This window comes from Myxococcales bacterium, from assembly GCA_016712525.1.
GTDB lineage: Bacteria > Myxococcota_A > Polyangia > Polyangiales > Polyangiaceae > JAAFHV01.
In genome coordinates, this window is the sequence record JADJQX010000001.1 from 1,695,641 (window position 1) to 1,712,266 (window position 16,626).

The 16,626-nt window shown below is 70.9% G+C and carries 11 protein-coding genes and 2 pseudogenes; 2 read left to right on the forward strand and 11 right to left on the reverse strand.

Annotation, left to right across the window (positions count from 1 at the left end):
- Positions 1-26: 26 nt before the first annotated feature.
- The 4 genes from IPK71_07240 to IPK71_07255 all read right to left on the reverse strand — a co-directional run bounded on the left by IPK71_07240 (position 27) and on the right by IPK71_07255 (position 2,524).
- The gene (locus tag IPK71_07240) at positions 27-425 is read right to left on the reverse strand and encodes a DUF302 domain-containing protein (protein MBK8213536.1); all 399 of its coding nucleotides are present in this window, start codon (positions 423-425) and stop codon (positions 27-29) included.
- 75 nt (positions 426-500) lie between these two features.
- Entirely contained in the window at positions 501-1,163 is a 663-nt protein-coding gene (locus IPK71_07245) for a hypothetical protein (GenBank protein MBK8213537.1), read from the reverse strand.
- Between the two features lie 171 nt (positions 1,164-1,334).
- Positions 1,335-1,781, reverse strand: coding sequence for a hypothetical protein (locus IPK71_07250; protein MBK8213538.1), 447 nt, complete (start codon positions 1,779-1,781; stop codon positions 1,335-1,337).
- Positions 1,778-2,524, reverse strand: a complete 747-nt coding sequence (locus IPK71_07255) for an SDR family oxidoreductase (GenBank protein MBK8213539.1) — start codon at positions 2,522-2,524, stop codon at positions 1,778-1,780. Before IPK71_07255 ends, IPK71_07250 begins: the two co-directional genes overlap by 4 nt.
- Positions 2,525-2,876: 352 nt before the next feature.
- On the opposite strand from IPK71_07255, the gene IPK71_07260 reads away from it, so the two are divergent.
- The gene (locus IPK71_07260; protein ID MBK8213540.1) at positions 2,877-3,482 is read left to right on the forward strand and encodes a hypothetical protein; all 606 of its coding nucleotides are present in this window, start codon (positions 2,877-2,879) and stop codon (positions 3,480-3,482) included.
- A gap of 38 nt (positions 3,483-3,520) precedes the next feature.
- Positions 3,521-4,687 carry a CapA family protein gene (locus IPK71_07265; GenBank protein MBK8213541.1) on the forward strand — a complete coding sequence of 389 codons (1,167 nt, stop codon included), beginning with the start codon at positions 3,521-3,523 and terminating at the stop codon, positions 4,685-4,687.
- A gap of 59 nt (positions 4,688-4,746) precedes the next feature.
- Here the strand turns inward: IPK71_07265 and IPK71_07270 are convergent, their stop codons facing one another.
- The 7 genes and pseudogenes from IPK71_07270 to IPK71_07300 all read right to left on the reverse strand — a co-directional run bounded on the left by IPK71_07270 (position 4,747) and on the right by IPK71_07300 (position 16,578).
- Entirely contained in the window at positions 4,747-6,012 is a 1,266-nt protein-coding gene (locus IPK71_07270) for a hypothetical protein (protein MBK8213542.1), read from the reverse strand.
- Between the two features lie 191 nt (positions 6,013-6,203).
- Complete coding sequence (locus IPK71_07275; protein ID MBK8213543.1) at positions 6,204-7,112, reverse strand: hypothetical protein; 909 nt, start codon at positions 7,110-7,112, stop codon at positions 6,204-6,206.
- Positions 7,113-7,195: 83 nt separating this feature from the next.
- Positions 7,196-9,418 (reverse strand): protein kinase, encoded by a 2,223-nt coding sequence (locus IPK71_07280; GenBank protein MBK8213544.1) that lies wholly within the window; start codon positions 9,416-9,418, stop codon positions 7,196-7,198.
- On the reverse strand, positions 9,418-12,771 hold the full coding sequence (locus IPK71_07285) for an FIST C-terminal domain-containing protein (protein ID MBK8213545.1): 3,354 nt from the start codon (positions 12,769-12,771) through the stop codon (positions 9,418-9,420). The genes IPK71_07280 and IPK71_07285 overlap by 1 nt, the downstream gene beginning before the upstream one ends.
- 102 nt (positions 12,772-12,873) lie before the next feature.
- A pseudogene (locus tag IPK71_07290) lies at positions 12,874-14,193 on the reverse strand (FIST C-terminal domain-containing protein).
- Positions 14,167-15,315: pseudogene (locus IPK71_07295) on the reverse strand (FIST C-terminal domain-containing protein). The pseudogenes IPK71_07290 and IPK71_07295 overlap by 27 nt, the downstream one beginning before the upstream one ends.
- A gap of 36 nt (positions 15,316-15,351) precedes the next feature.
- Positions 15,352-16,578: a SpoIIE family protein phosphatase gene (locus tag IPK71_07300; GenBank protein MBK8213546.1), complete on the reverse strand. Its 1,227-nt coding sequence runs from the start codon at positions 16,576-16,578 to the stop codon at positions 15,352-15,354.
- Positions 16,579-16,626 lie beyond the last annotated feature (48 nt).

Below are 16,626 nucleotides of genomic sequence, written 5' to 3' on the forward strand. Positions count from 1 at the left end.
CGCAAACCGTGCGCTTCCCCGCGCGGCTACGCGATGGCGTCGATCGCCCTCCGGAGGCGCGCGTCCACGTCGTGCGCGAGCTCGCCGAGCTTCGTGTCCTCTCCCGCGGCGCCGATGGTCTTCAAGGGGTCGATCGCGCCGACGACCGCCTTGCCGTTGATGGCCTCGTACACCACCACGTTGCACGGCAGGAGCACCCCGAGCTCGGGGCTCTCGGTGAGCGCCGCGAGCGCGAGCTTGGGGTTGCACGCGCCCAGGATACGGTAGCGGCGGAAGTCGACGCCGAGCTTGGCCTTGAACGTCTCCTGCATGTCGATCTGGGTGACGATGCCGAAGCCCTCGGCCTTGAGCGCCTCGGGGAGGCGAGCGAGCGCCTCGTCGAAGCCCATGCTCAGCGTGCGAAAGTGCCCTCGTGCGGTCGTCATGGTGGTTTCTCCTGATCGTACGAGCCGCCTCGAGGGCCGGAGGGTTCGCGCGCGCCGCGAACCCGCCCTAGCCCGTCAAAGTCGCGTGTAGGTCTGAACGACGCCCGACCCGGCAGGGCCGCGGTTCTGTGGCGTGTAGAACGTCACCGTCTGCCCGTTGACGGTGAAGGTCGACGGGTCGTCGGCCTCGGCCTTGGGACACACCTCGTTCGGCTGCACCACGCCTCCCGTCACCGTGTAGGTGCCGCTCTTGCGCTCGTCGACCGAGTCGGCTTTGCCGTTCAAGTTGACCGACTCGATCCGGTCGTAGGTGCCGTCGGCCTTGAAGCGCACCGTGGTCTTGATCGTGATCGCGGGGATCTGGATCTTGTGGGCCACGATCGCGGTGAGCACGTAGGTGCCGGGTGGCAGCGTGGTGCTCGTCCCGGTGGGGACGTCGTTCGCGTCGGTGCCCATCGTGACGAACGCTCCGCACGCGCCCACGGTGCCGCAGGTCGGGTTCGTCCCCGTGTTGGGGGCATCGACGCAGGTGGTCGGCAGCGGGCTCCCATCGGCGACCGCGTCGACCGGCACGGCCGCGTCGGTGGGCACGGCCACGTCGGGGGTCGTCGAAGCGTCCGCGCTCGTCGCGCCATCGGCCCCCGCGTCAGCATCGGGGACGCTCGCCGTGGTGCCCGAGCACCCCGCGGCCACGACCAGAGCACACCCCACGAACACACACGCTCGAACGATCCTCATGGGCCCTCCTCGTTGCAGCGACTCACGAACCCTCGAGCGTACGCGGGGCGAACGTGCGCGCAACGTGGCAAGCGGGTCGACCGGGCGGCGCGGCTGGGTCGGCGCGGGAGATGCGCGGGCTCGCCCAGGGATCGAAGTGGCGGTGGTCGCCGCGTCGACCGGTGCTCGTGTTTACTCGGGTAGCGCGCGCGCGACCGCGCCCACGACGAGCACGCCCCGCAACGACCAGAGCGCCGTGCGGAGGGCGTTCGCGGCCAAGAGCAGCTCGTGGGCGCGCGGGTCGAACCCGCGAGAGAGCACCGCGTGCTGCGGTACGGCCAAGAAGAACGTCGCGGCCCACGTCGCGATCGCGAGCCCCGCGCCCACCGCGGCGAGCCATCGGGGCACGACCGGATCCGCCGCCGCGAGCCCGCCGAGCGACGCCATGAGCTCCGTCACCATGAGAGGCGCGACCACGTACGTGACGAGGCGCGCGTGGGCCGCGTGGTACGCGGGAAACTCGCTCGCGCCCACCCTCGCGAGCTGCGGATACACGAGCACCTGCACGAGCCACGTGAGCCCCACGAGTGGCAGCGTGGACGCGAGCTGCGCGACGAGCGCGAGGCGGCCCGGGCTCACGCGCTGCGGGGCCGCACCGTGGCGAGCCCTCCGTCGACACCGAGCACCTGACCCGTGAGCCACGCCTGCATGGGGGACAGCAAAAACGCGATGGCGCGGGCGACGTCCTCCGGCTCACCGAGCCGCCCGAGCGGGTGCATGGCGAGGCTCGCGTCCTCGGACGCCTTGTTGGCCACGATGCGCGCCGAGAGCGGGGTTCGCACGAGCCCCGGCGCGACGACGTTCACGCGCACGCCACGAGGGGCGTACGTGGCCGCCGCCGACATGCCGAGGCTCGTGACGCCGCCTTTTGCGGCCGCGATCGCCTCGTGGTTCGCGAGGCCCACGCGTGAAGCGGCCGACGCCACGAGCACGATCGAGCCACCGCCCGTTCGGGCCATCGACGGCGCCGCGGCGCGTACGAGAGAGAACGCCGTGAGCAGGTTCGTCGAGATGACGTCGCTCCACTCGGACAGCGAGGTCGCGTGCGCGGGCTTCAGCACGATCGAGCCCGCGAGGTTCACGGCCCCGTCGACGCGTCCGTGGCGCGCGACGGCAGCGGCGACCTCGGCTCCGAGCGCGTCGGGATCACGCGCGTCCACCACCGCGGTCTCGCCCGACACCTCGTCCGCGAGGGCGCGGAGCTTCTCGGCGTCCCTCCCGGCGAGCAGGAGCTTCACTCCTTCGGCCGCGAGGAGGCGGCAGAGCGAGCTCCCGATTCCACCGTAGGCTCCCACGACGAGCACGACGCGTTGCGAGGACATGCGGCAGCTCGGATGCCCCGCCCATGGGCGCGTTGCCTCGACCGCAGCGGAAAAAACCGGGGCCCGCCGCGTGCGCCCTGAGATTGCCTAAGGATCGGTACTCGTTGCGGTTTTTTGCCTACATGCACCCAGAGACATCTCGGATCCGCGGGAGGATGAAGAACGTCCCCAGGTGATCACGTCGCATTTCCGTCTCCGTCGTGATCGTTCAGTCTCGCCGGCCCGTTCGTGCGCTCCGCCTGAAGAGTTCCGCCCTCATGGCACCTCCGGCACCTGGCACGTCGAATGCTCTAGCGGCGCCTCGATGAGCATGGACGCACGACGCCTTCTGGGAGCCTTCGGATTCTTGACCATGATCGGCTCGATCACGCTCGGCTGCTCGGCCGAGATGGCCGACGGCACCGACGAGGCGGTCGCCGACGACGACGACGAAGGGGACGACGGCATCGGGTCCGACGAAGCGGCGATCTCGGTGTCGGGTCGCTGGAAGCTCCCAGCCGACGTGCGGGCGGCTGGCGCGCGCGTGCGCGTGACGTACGACGACGGGCCCGCTTGGAGCTCGCGTCTCTGTGCGGGTGGCCTCCGCGCCGGAACGCAGAAGCTCCGCGCGCACCTCGATCAGAAGTTCCCCCAAATCTCGAGCATCCAGGGCTACGCCTGCCGCGCGAACACGGCGAGCCCGAGCCGCATGTCGATCCACGGCACGGGGCGCGCGCTCGACATCTTCATCCCCACGACGCGCGGCGCCGCCGACAACACGGCCGGCGACGCGGTGGCGAACTACCTCGTCAAGAACGCGCAGGAGCTCCAGATCCAGTACATCATCTGGGACCGCACGAAATGGCGCTCCAACGGCACGAACGACGCCTCCTACACGGGCCCGAACCCGCACGTCGATCACCTCCACGTCGAGATCACCGAAGAGGCGGCGTCGAAACAGTCGGCCTGGTACCGCTGACGGGTCGCCGTGCGTGGGCGCGCGCGGCCTCTCCGCTCGTGCTCGTCGTGGCGTGCGGAGCGGCCTCGCGTACCGGGGACGTGTCGCGCGCCGCGGCCCCGCCGATCGACGCGTCGCTCGGGATCGACGCGGCCTCGGCCGACGCCCATCCGACCGAGCTGTCGGTCACGGCCCCGCACGACGCAGCGCCCCCTCCGCGTGATCGCGTGGTGGTCGTCGCAGGCGGCGACGTCGAGCTCGCGCGCGCGACCGGCAAGAAGCTCCTCGCCGACCCTTCCTACGATCCGCTCTTCGGCGTCGCGAAGGTCCTATCGACTGGCGACGTTCGTTTCGTGAACCTCGAGTCGCAGCTCGCCGAGACGGGCGGCGTGACGATGTCGAGCACGAACCCGCTCGTGTTCGTGGGGCCGCCCGTCGGCGCCGACGCCCTCGCGCGGGCGAAGATCACCGTCGTGTCGACTGCCAACAACCACGCTTGGGACTTCGGGCGTCGGGCCTTGCTCGAGACGATCGAGAACCTGGATCGGGTCGGAGTGAAGCACGCGGGGACGGGCAAGACCCTGGACGACGCCGAGCGCGCGGTCATCGTGGACGTGTCGGGCTTTCGCGTCGCGTTCTTCGCGGTGACCGACATCTTCAACTTGGGGCCGCTCGAGAAGCACCCCGCGAGGGACCACCTCGCGCGCGCCGACGAGGCCTCGCTCCCTCGCCGCATCGCCGAGCTCCGGAGGTCGGGTGGCGCCGACGCCGTCCTCGTGAGCTACCACGGAGGCGACGAGTACCAAGACGCCCCGCTCGCGCGCACCCGTAGCATCGTGCGCGCGGCGATCGACGCGGGCGCCGACGCGGTGCTCGGGCACCACACCCATGTGCTCCAGGGCATCGAGTGGCGCGCGGGCAAACCCATCCTCTACGGCATGGGGAATCTGCTCATGCAGCGCCACAAGGACGTGCCCGCGACGGGGTACGGGTACCTCGCGAGGCTCGTGCTCTCGCGCGGCCGCGCCCCCGAGCTCGAGGTGTGCCCGTTCCGCACCGTGGGCCTCGTGCCCGTGCCATTCGTCGGGGATCCTGGCCGCTCGGTGTACGAGCGCGAGGTGTTCCTTCGCCTGCGGCGCACGAGCTCCCACGTGTCGCAGTCGCTCGCGATCTCCACGACCGGAGACGACGGGTGCGCCCGCGTGCGCCCCGCCGATCCGTCGTGAGCGCCACATGAGCGCGCGCGATCCGCGAACGGCGTGCGCCCCCGCGGGCTCTGCGCGAGCTACTTGATGACCACGCCCGTGGGCGAGTCGTTGCAGACCGCGACCTCGAGGAGCACCCCGAGGAGGGCGCGCTCTTGCGGGGTGAGCGTGCTCGCGAACGGCTCGGTGTGGTATGTGCTGAAGAGCACACGCCCGCACCCTTGCTCGAAGCTCACGGTCGCCGGCTTCGGCGCCTGACCGGCGCGGGACCCCGAGACCCACACGCGCGGCGTGATGGTCTTCGTGCCCTGCGTGACCGAAGAGACCTTCGAGATCCCCGTGTAGTTCTTCTCGAGGGTGAAGGTCGAGAGGCCCTGCGCGCCCATCCACGCGCCGAGGCTCGGGTCGAGCGACGTGGCCGTCGCGTCGTACGAGAGGCGTCCGCAGCCCGAGCAGGGGACGTTGCTCTCGCCCTCGAATGAGACGAATCCGGGGAAGGTCTTCGTGAGGAAGTCGTAGTGCCAGTCGGTGACGTAGAGGCGCCCTCCCGCCTCGACGAACGCCTTCAAATTGCTGCGAATGGTCTCGTCGGCCGAGAGGTCGACGTTGGGCGTGGGTTGGGTGTAGTCGCCGCACGGCAAGAAGATGATGTGCTTGTCGTCGACGCGCGCCTTGTCCCGAAGGAAGGCCTTCGCGGCGTCACCGACGAGCGGGCTCGTGACGATCTCCATCGCGCTCTTGTCGATGCCGAGCTTCTCGAGCGAGGCCTCGATCTCGTCGTATTGGCCGTGAACGACGGTCATCCTCGGCACCTCGTCGCCGCGCGCAGCGTCGGTCTTGCCCGGGAGCGTCGTGAGGGTGGTCGGCAGCGTCTCCTCGCCCTTCTGGACGTAGACCTCGCGGACGCGGCGGAAGCCGCCCTTTTGCACCACGAGGAACTGAGCGCCGGTGACCTTGGGACCGAGCGAGAACTCGCCCTTCTCGTTCGCGATGGCGTGCGGCGTCGTGGGGCCCACTTGTACGCACGTGTCGCAGTGAACTCGGGCGGGCGTCGGCTCGGGGCGCTGGGCGGTGAGGTAGACGAGCGCGCCTGCGATCGGGACCGTGCCGTTCGGGGCCATCACGGTGCCCTTGAGCAACCCCACGGCCGCGCCGTCGCCGAACGCGCCCGAGTCGAGGTCGAACGCGCCCGAGTCGCCGCCGTTCAGGCTCCCGTCGGCGGACGGGTCGCCCCCGTCGGGCCCCTCGTCGAAGCCCGAGGGGCGGGCCGTGGATCCACAAGCGACGAAGCCCGTGAGGGCGAGGGCGGAGAGGGCGAAGGCGAGGGCGTGGGGCCGGGAGCTCATGAGCGTGGCGTACGCCCCTCCGCGCTCCATCGCCGCTTACACGGATCTTACACGCGTGGCCCAAACCTCGGGAATTCAAGGGCCGAGGGCGCTTTGGGCATGTACGGGGCCGACGATTCGTCGCCAAACCTCGATCGCTCTCCGCGGCCGCTCGTGGCACGAGGCCGACGAGAAGTCGTCGTCCCTTTACCTTAGAGCAGGTGGAGCGAGACCGGCATCCTTCGAGCCTCTCGCGCGCCGAGGTCGGCGTCGAACAGCACCGTGACCCGTGTCTCTTGGCCCGGGGACACGCGCACCACGAGGGACGAGGCCGCCGCGTAGACACGGTGGAGCCCGAGGCCCGCCCCGCCGAACGAGGTGTCGATTAGCCTCGACGGATCGTCTTCTTGGTCGCCGCGCTGCCCGCGGAGGATGCCGTCGACGACGTGCTCTCTCCGCAAGAGCCCGAAGGGATCGGAGACCTCGAGCCCGATGAGCGAGCCGTCGAACGCGAAGCGGACCGTGGGGGCCTCCTCGGGCAGTAGCCGCACCTCGCCCGTGCGATCGTGCGCGAAGCGCGGCTCTCCGTATTGATCGACGGGCGCGTCGTACATCGCGTTCATGACGAGCTCGTACGCGACCTCGCCGACCTTCTGGGCGAGGCGCGTGGCCACCCCCGCGCGCTCCGCGACGGCACCGAGCTCGGCCACGACGAGATCGCGCTCGCGAGAGGTGGTCGGCCGGTACTTCACCGTCGTGGCGCCCCACGCCATGAGCTCGGCGAGCCTCGGGGGCGGCGCGCTCGGATCGAGGGCCGATCGCGCCGCGAAGAGCAGCTCCCACGGCCGCGGCATCGACAGGAAGCTCGGGAACGCGACGAGGCTCGAGAGGGCCTCGGCGGAGCGCATGGCCTGGAGCGCCGCGGTGGTATCGCTCGCGCACCAGACGATCACCTTCGCTCCGCGGTAGCGGCCGTGCGCCCAGTCGAGCAAGAGGTCGAGCTCGGACACGTCGCCCGCGAGGAGCCGGGGGCTCGACCCAAGGAGCGCTCGAAGGCTCGCGGGGTCGGACTCGACCGCGACGTCGTCTCCGGGGGTGGCCGCGCGTAGGACGCGCGCGATGCGCTGCGCGAGGGTGCGGTTCGTCTCGAGGACACCGACGGTGGCGCCGGACGGCAAATGGGCGGGAGGGCGTGTGGAGGGGCTCACGTCGGGAACCTCGGCGGGAGGGGCGTCGTGGTCGTTCGAGGCTGTCTCGTGTCGGGCTCCACGAAAACGGCGTGTCGTCGCGCCAGCGCTCCGGCCGTCGCGGCAGCGGCGAGGACGACGCCGAGCACGAGCAAGACGAGGTGCCTGCGGGCCGAGCGGACATTCATCGGGCGCTGAACCGCCGCGACAGGCTCGCCGGGGAGCGCGTCGCCGTCGTGAGCGCTCTCGTGCGGCACGCCCTGGGAGCCGAGCGTCGCCCCGCAACGACGGCACTCCGCCGCGGGTGGAGAGGAGGACGCGAGGGCCCTCGCGTACGACGCCCCGTCGACACGCCCGAGCCGCGAGGCCGAGCAACTCCCGCAATACCCCTCGGTCACCACCGTCAGGACCCGCATCCGCGCGGAGGGGCGCGCCTCGAACGCGACCCGGGCGAGCGCCTCGGGCACCTCGCGCAGATCGATGGCGGTCACCTCGTCGTCGAGACCACGAAGCGCCGCGAGCACGGCCGCCGAGGTAGCGCCGTCCATCGTGGGCATGCCCCGAAAGTCGATGACCAGCTTGCCCTCGACGCCGTCGAGCGCTCTTCCGAGCCGAAGGGCCCTCCGGGGCGCCCGCCGCACGACGATCCGCGTCTCGTCCGCCGTGACGATCTTCTCGAGCACGTCGCCGATGCCGCTCTCGTGGCGCACGTCGAGCTCGTCGACCACCGTTCGCACTCGCGCGGGTAAGGGCGAGCCCGCGTGCTTGCGGACGAAGCCGAGGATCGAGGGGTCGTCGTCGAGCCGCGGCCTTCCGCCGCAACGCTCGCACGGCCGCTCGGGGGTTCGACCGTCGAGCAGGACGTCGCGGGAGCGCTCTACGTCGATCGCGAGCTGCGACGTCGCCCCGCAGTCGTCGCACACCACGGGAACCACGAACGAGACGACGCGCGCTCGCCCCGCGAACGCCGACGACGATGCGAGCTGAGCGACCACGGCCTCGGAGCACCGGTAGAGGTGCACCTCGGCGTCGGTCGGGATGGCCTCGAGCATCTCGAGCCACGCGCGCACTCCGTACGACGTGATGCGCTCGACCCCGGCGAGGTCGAGCACGAGCGATCCCGACAGGGCCGAGCCGAGCTCTCTCCCCGAGAAGCGCTCGTCGATGCGCCCCTCGAAGCGGACGACCGTGAGGCCCGCGACGTGCTCGATCGCCGCCACGACCGCGTGAGCCTCGAGCCGCCTCTGGGCTTCACGCGCTTCGCGAGGCGACGGCTCGCGGGACTGGGGCGCGAGGGTGGCCTCCTCCCCCTTGTTTCGCCTCCCGGCCCTGTCGAAGATCTCGGCGACCCACCGCGCGACGGCGCTCCGATCGGCGCTCTTCGCCCCTCGCTCGAGGTCGTCGGCGAGCGCGGCGCACGTCGGGTGTCGATCGTCGGGGTCGAACGCGATGGCGCGGAGCACCATCTTCTCGAGCTCCACCGGGAACGACGCGGAGCGCTCCCGAGGCGCGACGATGTCGTGCTTCGCGATGGCGAGCATGAGAGCGAACTCGGTGGCGTTCGGCACGGCGTACGGGCGCGCGTCGAGGATGCACTCGTACAGGGTCACCCCCATCGCGTACACGTCGGCGCGCCGATCGAGGGCCTCGCACTTGATCTGCTCGGGCGCCATGTAGGGCACCTTGCCCTTGAGCATGCCTCCTTGGGTCTCGTAGCCGCGCAGGTTGCTCTTCGCGATCCCGAAGTCGACGACCTTCACCGCCCCGTCGATGCCGACGAAGATGTTCTGCGGCGAGACGTCACGGTGCACCACGTAGAGCGGCTCGCCGTCCCGCCCGCGCGCCTCGTGCGCCGCGTGAAGCCCACGGCAGGCGTCGATGGCGATGCGCACGACGACCTCGATGGGGACCCCGATCCCGTGCTTTTTGGCGGATTTGCACAGTTTTCGGAGATCGCTGCCTCGCAGGAGCTCCATGACGATGGCGTGTCGCCCCTCGATGGTACCGACGCCGACAGTCCGCACGAGGTTCGGGTGCTCGAGGAGGAGGGCGAGCTTTCCCTCCTCGAGGAACATGTCCAAAAACTCGTCCTTGGCCTCGAGCTCCGGCAAGAGCTGCTTTACGGCCACGTGATCGCCGAGCTCCGCGCGGAGGTGCGGCGGAGGGTTGGCGAGGAACACCTCCGCCATGCCTCCACGCGCGAAGCGGTCGCCGAGCTCGTATCCGACGAGGCGCGCCATCAGGGTGTGGGCGGGGCCTTGTAGAACCTCACGGTGCGCCGCGCGCCGGCCGCTTCGACGTCGACGGCGAGGGCACCGCGCGGGGGCGTCTGTGTGTACGCCTCCGACATGGTCTTCGCGAAGGCCTCGGGGCTCGCGACGTGGCGGCTCTCCACGGCGAGAACGACGTCGCCCGGGCGAACCCCGGCCCCCTCGGCGAGGCGACCCTTCTGCACGGAGAGGACCACGATCTCGCCCTCGGAGTGGAAGGCACGCTCGAGCGTCGGGAACACCCGTCCGACGACCATCCCTTGGACTTGTGCGGTCTCGCGGTAGAGCGCGACAGCCTTCTGGTAGGCCGCGCGCTCGAGCCGGAACTTGACGAACCCCGGCCCCGCCGGCCCGAACCAGGTCTCCACGCGCTCGAGCGAAGCGAACGTCCCGCATTGGGCCACGAAGCGGTCCACCACGGCCGCGTCGGACCGCGGTGCCTCTCCGTGCACACGCGCCGCGACGAACTCGTAGACCGGGCTACCCGAGAGCTCTCGGCCGAGCTCTTGGACCACCCGGAGGATCGCGGCGCTCCTCGCCTGTTTCAGCGCGGCGTCGAGCGCCAGACCTGAGTCCGCACGGCCGACCACCGTTACTTCTTCGGCGCCGATGACGAGATCACGCTCGGTCCACGGGGGTGGCTCGGTGCTCCCGACGCTCGGCTTCGCGCTCGGCGCGGGTGCGGCCGTGGCGACGGGCTCGACGTGGCCCGGTGCGGGCGGAGGGCGCGTCCCGAGGTAGGCCACGAGGCTCAGGGCGAAGGCCGCGCTCGCCGCACCGACGACGACCATGGGGGAGCGCCATCGTCGATTCCCCGAGTCGGCAGCCGTTCGGACTGCAGCCGGGATGGCCACGGGCTGGGGCTCGGACCGCACCGCGGGTCGTGTCGTCGCTTCGGCGAGCCGAGAGATCCCCGCGATGGTGAGGGGCGCGCCGCATCGTTTGCAGGGGACCGCCGGGGCTCGACCGCTCGCGATCACCTCGGCATGCTCCGAGGTCGACACGTACGCGGCCCGCGGGACGTCGCAGCTCGGACAAAACCCGTCCATCATGGCCGAGGCCAGCTGGAAGCCCGGGAGGGCCCGGAGCGCCTCGAGCTTGTCGAGCATCGCCTCGGGGCACCGCTCGAGCGTGACACGGCTCAGATCCGGTGCGATCGCCGAGAGCCCGGCCTCGAGCGCTCGAACGGCGCTTGCGTCGGGCGCGCCGGCCGCGCCGAGGTCGACCACCAGGTTGCCTTCGACGCCGTCGAAGATGCGCTTCCAGCGGAGATCGGCCGTGAGCTTGGTCTGGAGGCGCACGCGGGTCGTGTCGCCCTCGACCGTCTTGTCGACCGGGTCGTTGCGGGTCTCGGGTCTCGTCTCCGCGAGGTGAGAGAGTACTGCGCGCACCGATGGCTCGACGGGAGTGCCGACGTGGGGACGCGCGAACGCGAAGTAGGTCTCGGGCTCGTCGTCGAAGCGCCCCTTCGCGCCGCACGCCGGGCACGAGGCCTCGGGCGGCGCGGCGGCCAAGATGGCGTCACGGTCACGCTCCACGTCGAAGAGGCGCTCGAACGGCTCGCCGCAGCGTGTGCACTGGTACGGCGCGAAGAACGAGGCGACGTGCCCCGCTCCGGCGAATTTTCGAATCATTCCGAGCTGGTTCACGATGGCCTCGGAGCACCTCGCGAACGTGATCGAGCGCGCGTTCTTGGCGCAGCCCAGCATGGCGAGCCACTCGCGGACGCCGTACGACGTCACGCGCTCGACCTCTGCGAGGTCGATCACGACGACCCCGGAGAGCGCCGAGCCGACGGCGTCCCCCTTGAACGACTCGGACACACGGCCGCTCATCCGGAGGACCGTCGTGTCGTTCAGGGTCTCGGTGACGACCGTCGACGCGCTGGCCGACGCGACGCGGTTCGTCGCGCGCACCACCACGGGGATCGCCGACGTATCGACCGGGACGCGAACCTGGCTCGTGCTCACCGGCGGGGCGATGGTCGCGTCCACGGCCACGCTCGGAGGATCGCGCCTCGGGGGCGCGACGGGGAGGGGGGCCTCGCTCACGCGCGGACCGGGTGGCATGCGCGCGCGTGTCGGGTCCTCGATGGGCTCGAGGCGCTCGAGCGGCGTCGACGACTCGGAGATCACCGTCAACGTCATGGTCTGGTTGTGGAGGTCGCAGTGGCCGGTCGCGTAGGGGGAGATCTCTCCGTACGAATAGAAGCCGGTGACCTCGGACTTCTCCCCGTGGTTGGGCAGCGCCTCCTTGACGGCCTCCACTTCTTCCTCGGTGCGATCCCCGAGCACGAGCCGTCTACCGACGCAGCTGATGGCGATCGTGAGGCTCTTGTCCTCGTTGCCGATCCCACGAACCGCCGTGGCGGCGAGTGAGGCTCCGCCCACGAGCTTGTCGAAGTCGGCGCGCATGAGCTGCACCAGGTGTCCGCGCGGCAGGTCGCCGGCGAAGGTCATCGACCCTCGTTCGTGGTCGACGGCGAGCAGCGTCCTCACGAGGATCTTCTCGTCCCTCGACGAGGCCCGCATCGCGAGCGGGAAGAGCAGGCCCGACGCCGGGAGATCTTTCGCCTTCTCGCCGAGGTATTCCTTGTAGAGCGCGAGCGCCGGCTTCCCGTCGAGCTCGTAGAGCACGTTCCCCTCGGAGCGTGTCACCACGCGCTCGGGCCCGAACGTGTCCCATCCGCCCTTCGAGCCGTGCCCCACGACGACGTGATCGCCGTAGAAGCCGACCGCGGCGATGACGTTGCGGGCCACGCGCCCTCCGACGGCGACCCACGTTCGCTCGAAGCGCGAGCCGTCGCCAGCGAGGCCTCCCGTGACCACCACGGACGGGTCGAGCGTCTCGTTGATCCCGCGCACGAGCTCGCTCCCGTTCACGGCGAGCCCGTCGGAGAGGACGAGCACGGCGCGGAGCCCGGGTTTCTCGGCCAGCAGCCGCTTGGCGAGCGCGCGGCCGACGGGGCGAGAATCCTCGGCGGACTTGACCTCGAACGACGCGAGCGCGAGGTCCGTCTTGGCGAACCTCGTGGCCGTGATCGAGAGCGAGCCGTCTCGCACGAGGGTCCCGTGGATCTCTCCGGCGCTCGAGCACCCGACGATGATCGAGGTCGGCAGCTCCTTCGCGAGGCGCTCGAAGGGGGACGGATCGTCGATGACCGACGCGTCGCCGAACGCGAGGACGAGGGTGCGAGGCGAGTCGACCTTGGGGAACGTCGAGAGGCTGAAGCGCTTCTCGGCGACCGAGTACGCCCACCGGGAGGTGGTGAACGTGGCGGGCGCTGTCACGGACGCCGGCGCGGCAGCCTCGACCCGGGGCATCGGCGCGGGAGGCGGCGGGGCCTTCGGTGCGGTAGGGGCCCGACCCGACTTCGGGGCGGCGTCGACCTTCGTCCGGCTCACGCGGCGCGCCTCCGAGAAGATCGTGAGCGTCATGGTCTGGTTGTGGAGCTCGCACGGCCCGGCGACGCCCGTGCCGGGATCGACGAAGGGCGACAGCTCGCCGTACGAGTAGAACCCCGTGACGTGAGCGTTGTCTCCGCCCCTCGGGAGCGCGCTCTTCACGGCCTCGATCTCCTCTTCCGTCCGGTCTCCGAGCACGAGCCTACGCCCTACGCACGAGATCGCGACGACGAGGGATGGGGTGCCGTCGGGCACGCCGCTCAGCATGCCAGACGCCTCTCCGGCGCCGTCGACGAGCTTCTCGAAGTCGGCCTTCATGAGCTGCGCGAACGAGCCCTGATGCACGTCCCCGGCGAACGTGAGCGACTGCGCCTCGCGGTCGACCGAGAGGAGCGTACGCACGAGTCGCCGCTCGTCGGTCTGGGAGCTCCGCACGCTGAGAGGAAAGAGGAGGCCCGAGGCCGGGAGATCCTTGGCGCGCTCGCCGAGATACTCTTCGTAGAGGCGAAGCGCGGGGCGGCCGTCGAGCTCGTAGACGACGTTCCCTCGAGACTTCGTGACGACGCGCTCGGGGCCGAACCTGTCCCAGCCGCCCTTCGAGCCGTGGGAGATCGTGACCGCGTCCCCGTAGAAGCCGACCGCCGCCACGGCGTGGGGGCGCAGCTTGCCGCCGATGCTCACCCACGTCTTCTGGAACCGGGCGCCGTCGCCGGCGAGACCCCCGGTGATGACGACGTCGGCCGGGAGCGCCTCGCGAAAGCCTCGCGCCAGCTCGCTCCCGTTGACCCCGAGCCCCTCCGAGAGGACGAGCACGCCACGGAGCCCGGGCCGAGCGCGCTCGAGCTTCTTGGCGAGGGTGTCGGCGGTCGCTCGAGACGTGTCCGCGCCCGTGACGTCCGCCGACGCGAACGAGAGATCGGTCTCGGCGAATCGCGTGACCGTGACCGCGATCGAGCCGTCGCGAACCTGTGTATCATGCACCTCTCCGGCGCCCGAGCACCCCACGACGATCGATCGTGGGAACGCGCGCGCGAGGTCGGCGAGCGGAGTCGGGTCGTCGGCCGCCTCGGGGGCCCCGAAGGCGAGCACGAGGGTGCGCGGCGAGTCGAGCGGCGGAAACGGCGCCGACCAGCGCTTCTCGCGGATGTCGTAGGCGAGGGACACGACGGAGAGATCGGCGGCGGGGCTCTCGACCTTCGGCGTGGCCCGCGGGGCGGCCGGCGCCGGCGGCGACGACGGGCGAATCAGCTTCCCGAAGGCAGGCGCGGAGGCCCGTGGTCCTTCGTTCGAGGTGCGCGCCGGCGCGCCCTCGGCCGCCTCACGCAGCACCGTGAGCGTCATCGTCTGGTTGTGGAGATCGCACGGGCCGGTCGTGTGTGGCGCGAGCTCCCCGTACGAGTAGAAGCCGGTGAGCGCGACCCCCTTGCCGGGCAGCGTCTCGAGCACGGCCTCGACCTCTTCGTCCGTGCGATCGCCGAGGACCAACCTGCGGCCGACGCAGCTCACCGCGATGGCCAGGGTGTCCCCCTGGGAGGGCCGCTCCGTGCGCGCCGCGAGGCCTGCGCCCCGCGCTCCCTCGATGAGCTTGTCGAAGTCGGCCCGCATGAGCTGCGCGAAGTGGCCCCGAGGGACGTCGCCCGCGAAGCTCATCGATTGCTTGGCCCGGTCGACCGAGAGCAGCGTCCTTACGAGGTATTTCTCGTCCTTCTGCGAGGCCCGCATGGCGAGAGGGAAGAGGAGGCCCGACGCGGGCAGGTCCTTCGCGCGAGCCCCGAGGTACTCCTCGTAGAGCGCGAGCGCCGGCTTCCCGTCGAGCTCGTAGAGCACGTTGCCGTCGGAGCGAGTGACCACGCGCTCCGGCCCGAACCTGTCCCACCCCCCGCGCGTCCCATGATCGACGATGAGGCGCTCCCCGTAGAAGCCGACGGCGACGACCACGTTCGACGCGACCGTCGCCCCGCGCGCGACCCACGTGCGCTTGAACGCCGATCCGTCGGCCGAGAGGCCTCCCGTCACCACCACCGAAGGATCGAGCGACGCGTTGAGCCCGCGCACGAGCTCGCTCCCGTTGACGCCGAGCCCCTCGGAGAGCACGAACACGGCGCGGAGGGACGGGCCGCTCGCCGCGAGGCGCTTCGCCAGTGTTTCGCCGGCCGCGAACGATCCCTCCGCGCCTCGCACCTCGACGTGGGCCAGGGCGAGCGAGGCGTGATCGAACTTGCTCACCGTCACCGAGAGCGAGGCATCCCGAACCACCGGGCCGTGGATCTCCCCTGCCGTCGAGCACCCGACCACGACCGATCGAGGGAAGGCGCCCACGAGATCGCGGAGGGCCGTCGAGCGATCGGGCAGGTCCGGCGCGCCGAAGGCGAGGACCAGGGTCCTCTCGGAGTCGAGCTTGGTGGGGAAAGGCGAGGACCAGCGCGACGTCGCGAGGTCGTAGGCCATGGCTTCGGTCTTCATCGAGCAACCTCGAGCCCTCGGCGGGCGTCGTCTGCGTTATTTGACGGTCCCGACCACGAGCGTGACGTCGTCGTCGTCGGGGGATGGGCTCGCGAACGTGTCGAACGTCGACTCGACCAAGGCGAGGATCGACTCGGCGCCCCCCAGGGCTGCGCGTTGGCACACCGCGCGGAGGCGCCGCTCCCCGAAGGGCTCGCCTTGGTCGTTCTCGCGCTCGACGAGGCCGTCGGTGTACCAAACGAGCGAGTCTCCCCTGTCGACGCGGAAGGTCATCTCGCGGTGCTCGACCGGGCCACCGGCCCCGAGGGGCGGACCGTCGACCACGAGGGGCTTCGCCTCGCCCGGCCGCAACCAGAGCGTGTGAGGATGTCCGGCGTTCGCGATGGTCACCTGCGATCGCCCCGCGTCGACGAGGGCCGCCGTGAAGGTCATGAGCGCCTCGCCCCGGGCGCACTCGCGCACGACCTCGTCGAGCCTCGCGAGCAGCGCGCGCGGGCTCGAGAAGCCAGCGGCATCACGCAGCGCGGCCTCGCACGCACCTTTCACTACCCCTGCCAGGATCGCTGCGGCCACCCCGTGGCCGGTCACGTCGCCGACGAGCACGAGCGTCGTGCCGTCGGGGAGGTCCCGAACGAGCCATAGGTCGCCGCCGCACTCCGCCGCGGGGCGGAACGTCGACGTGATCCGCAGCGCGGCGCCGTCGATGCTCCCGTGGGGCGGCACGAGCAGACGCTGCGCCGCACGCGCCACCTCGAGATCCTTCTTTCCGGCGGCTCGCGCGGCGCTCGAGTCGAGGAGGCGCGTGAGCTGGTCGGCGAGCTTCACGAGGCTCACGCTGAGGCCCGAGATTTCGGCGGTCGCCGACGCGTCGCGCTCGGCGTCGAAGATGCGGTAGAGACGAGACGAGAAGTCGGCCTTGGCGGCCTCGATGGACGTGATGCCCGTGTCTTCCTGGGCGTCGCGGGTGCGAACGGCATCTCCGAAGACCGAAAGGGCCTCGCTGAGGGCCACGATGGTGTCCCGGAACGAGTCGCGTTGCTTCTCGACCTTGGTGCGCAGCACCTCGAACTCGGAGCTCGCGAGGTCCATGGAGCGCGTGAGCATCGCGCGGTCCTCGGCCGAACGGCGGTAGTGGTCGCTCAGCACGCCGAGCAGGCGCTCCCATGTCCCGGGGTCGGGTGGGCTCGTGTCCGATGCGCCGAGGCGCTTCAATTGCCGAAGGAGCACCGGGTCGTGGGGCTGCTCGCGAGAGGACGCGTTCATGGATACTCCGAGGCGCCGACGCCGCCCCCCGACTCGCACCGACCCCCT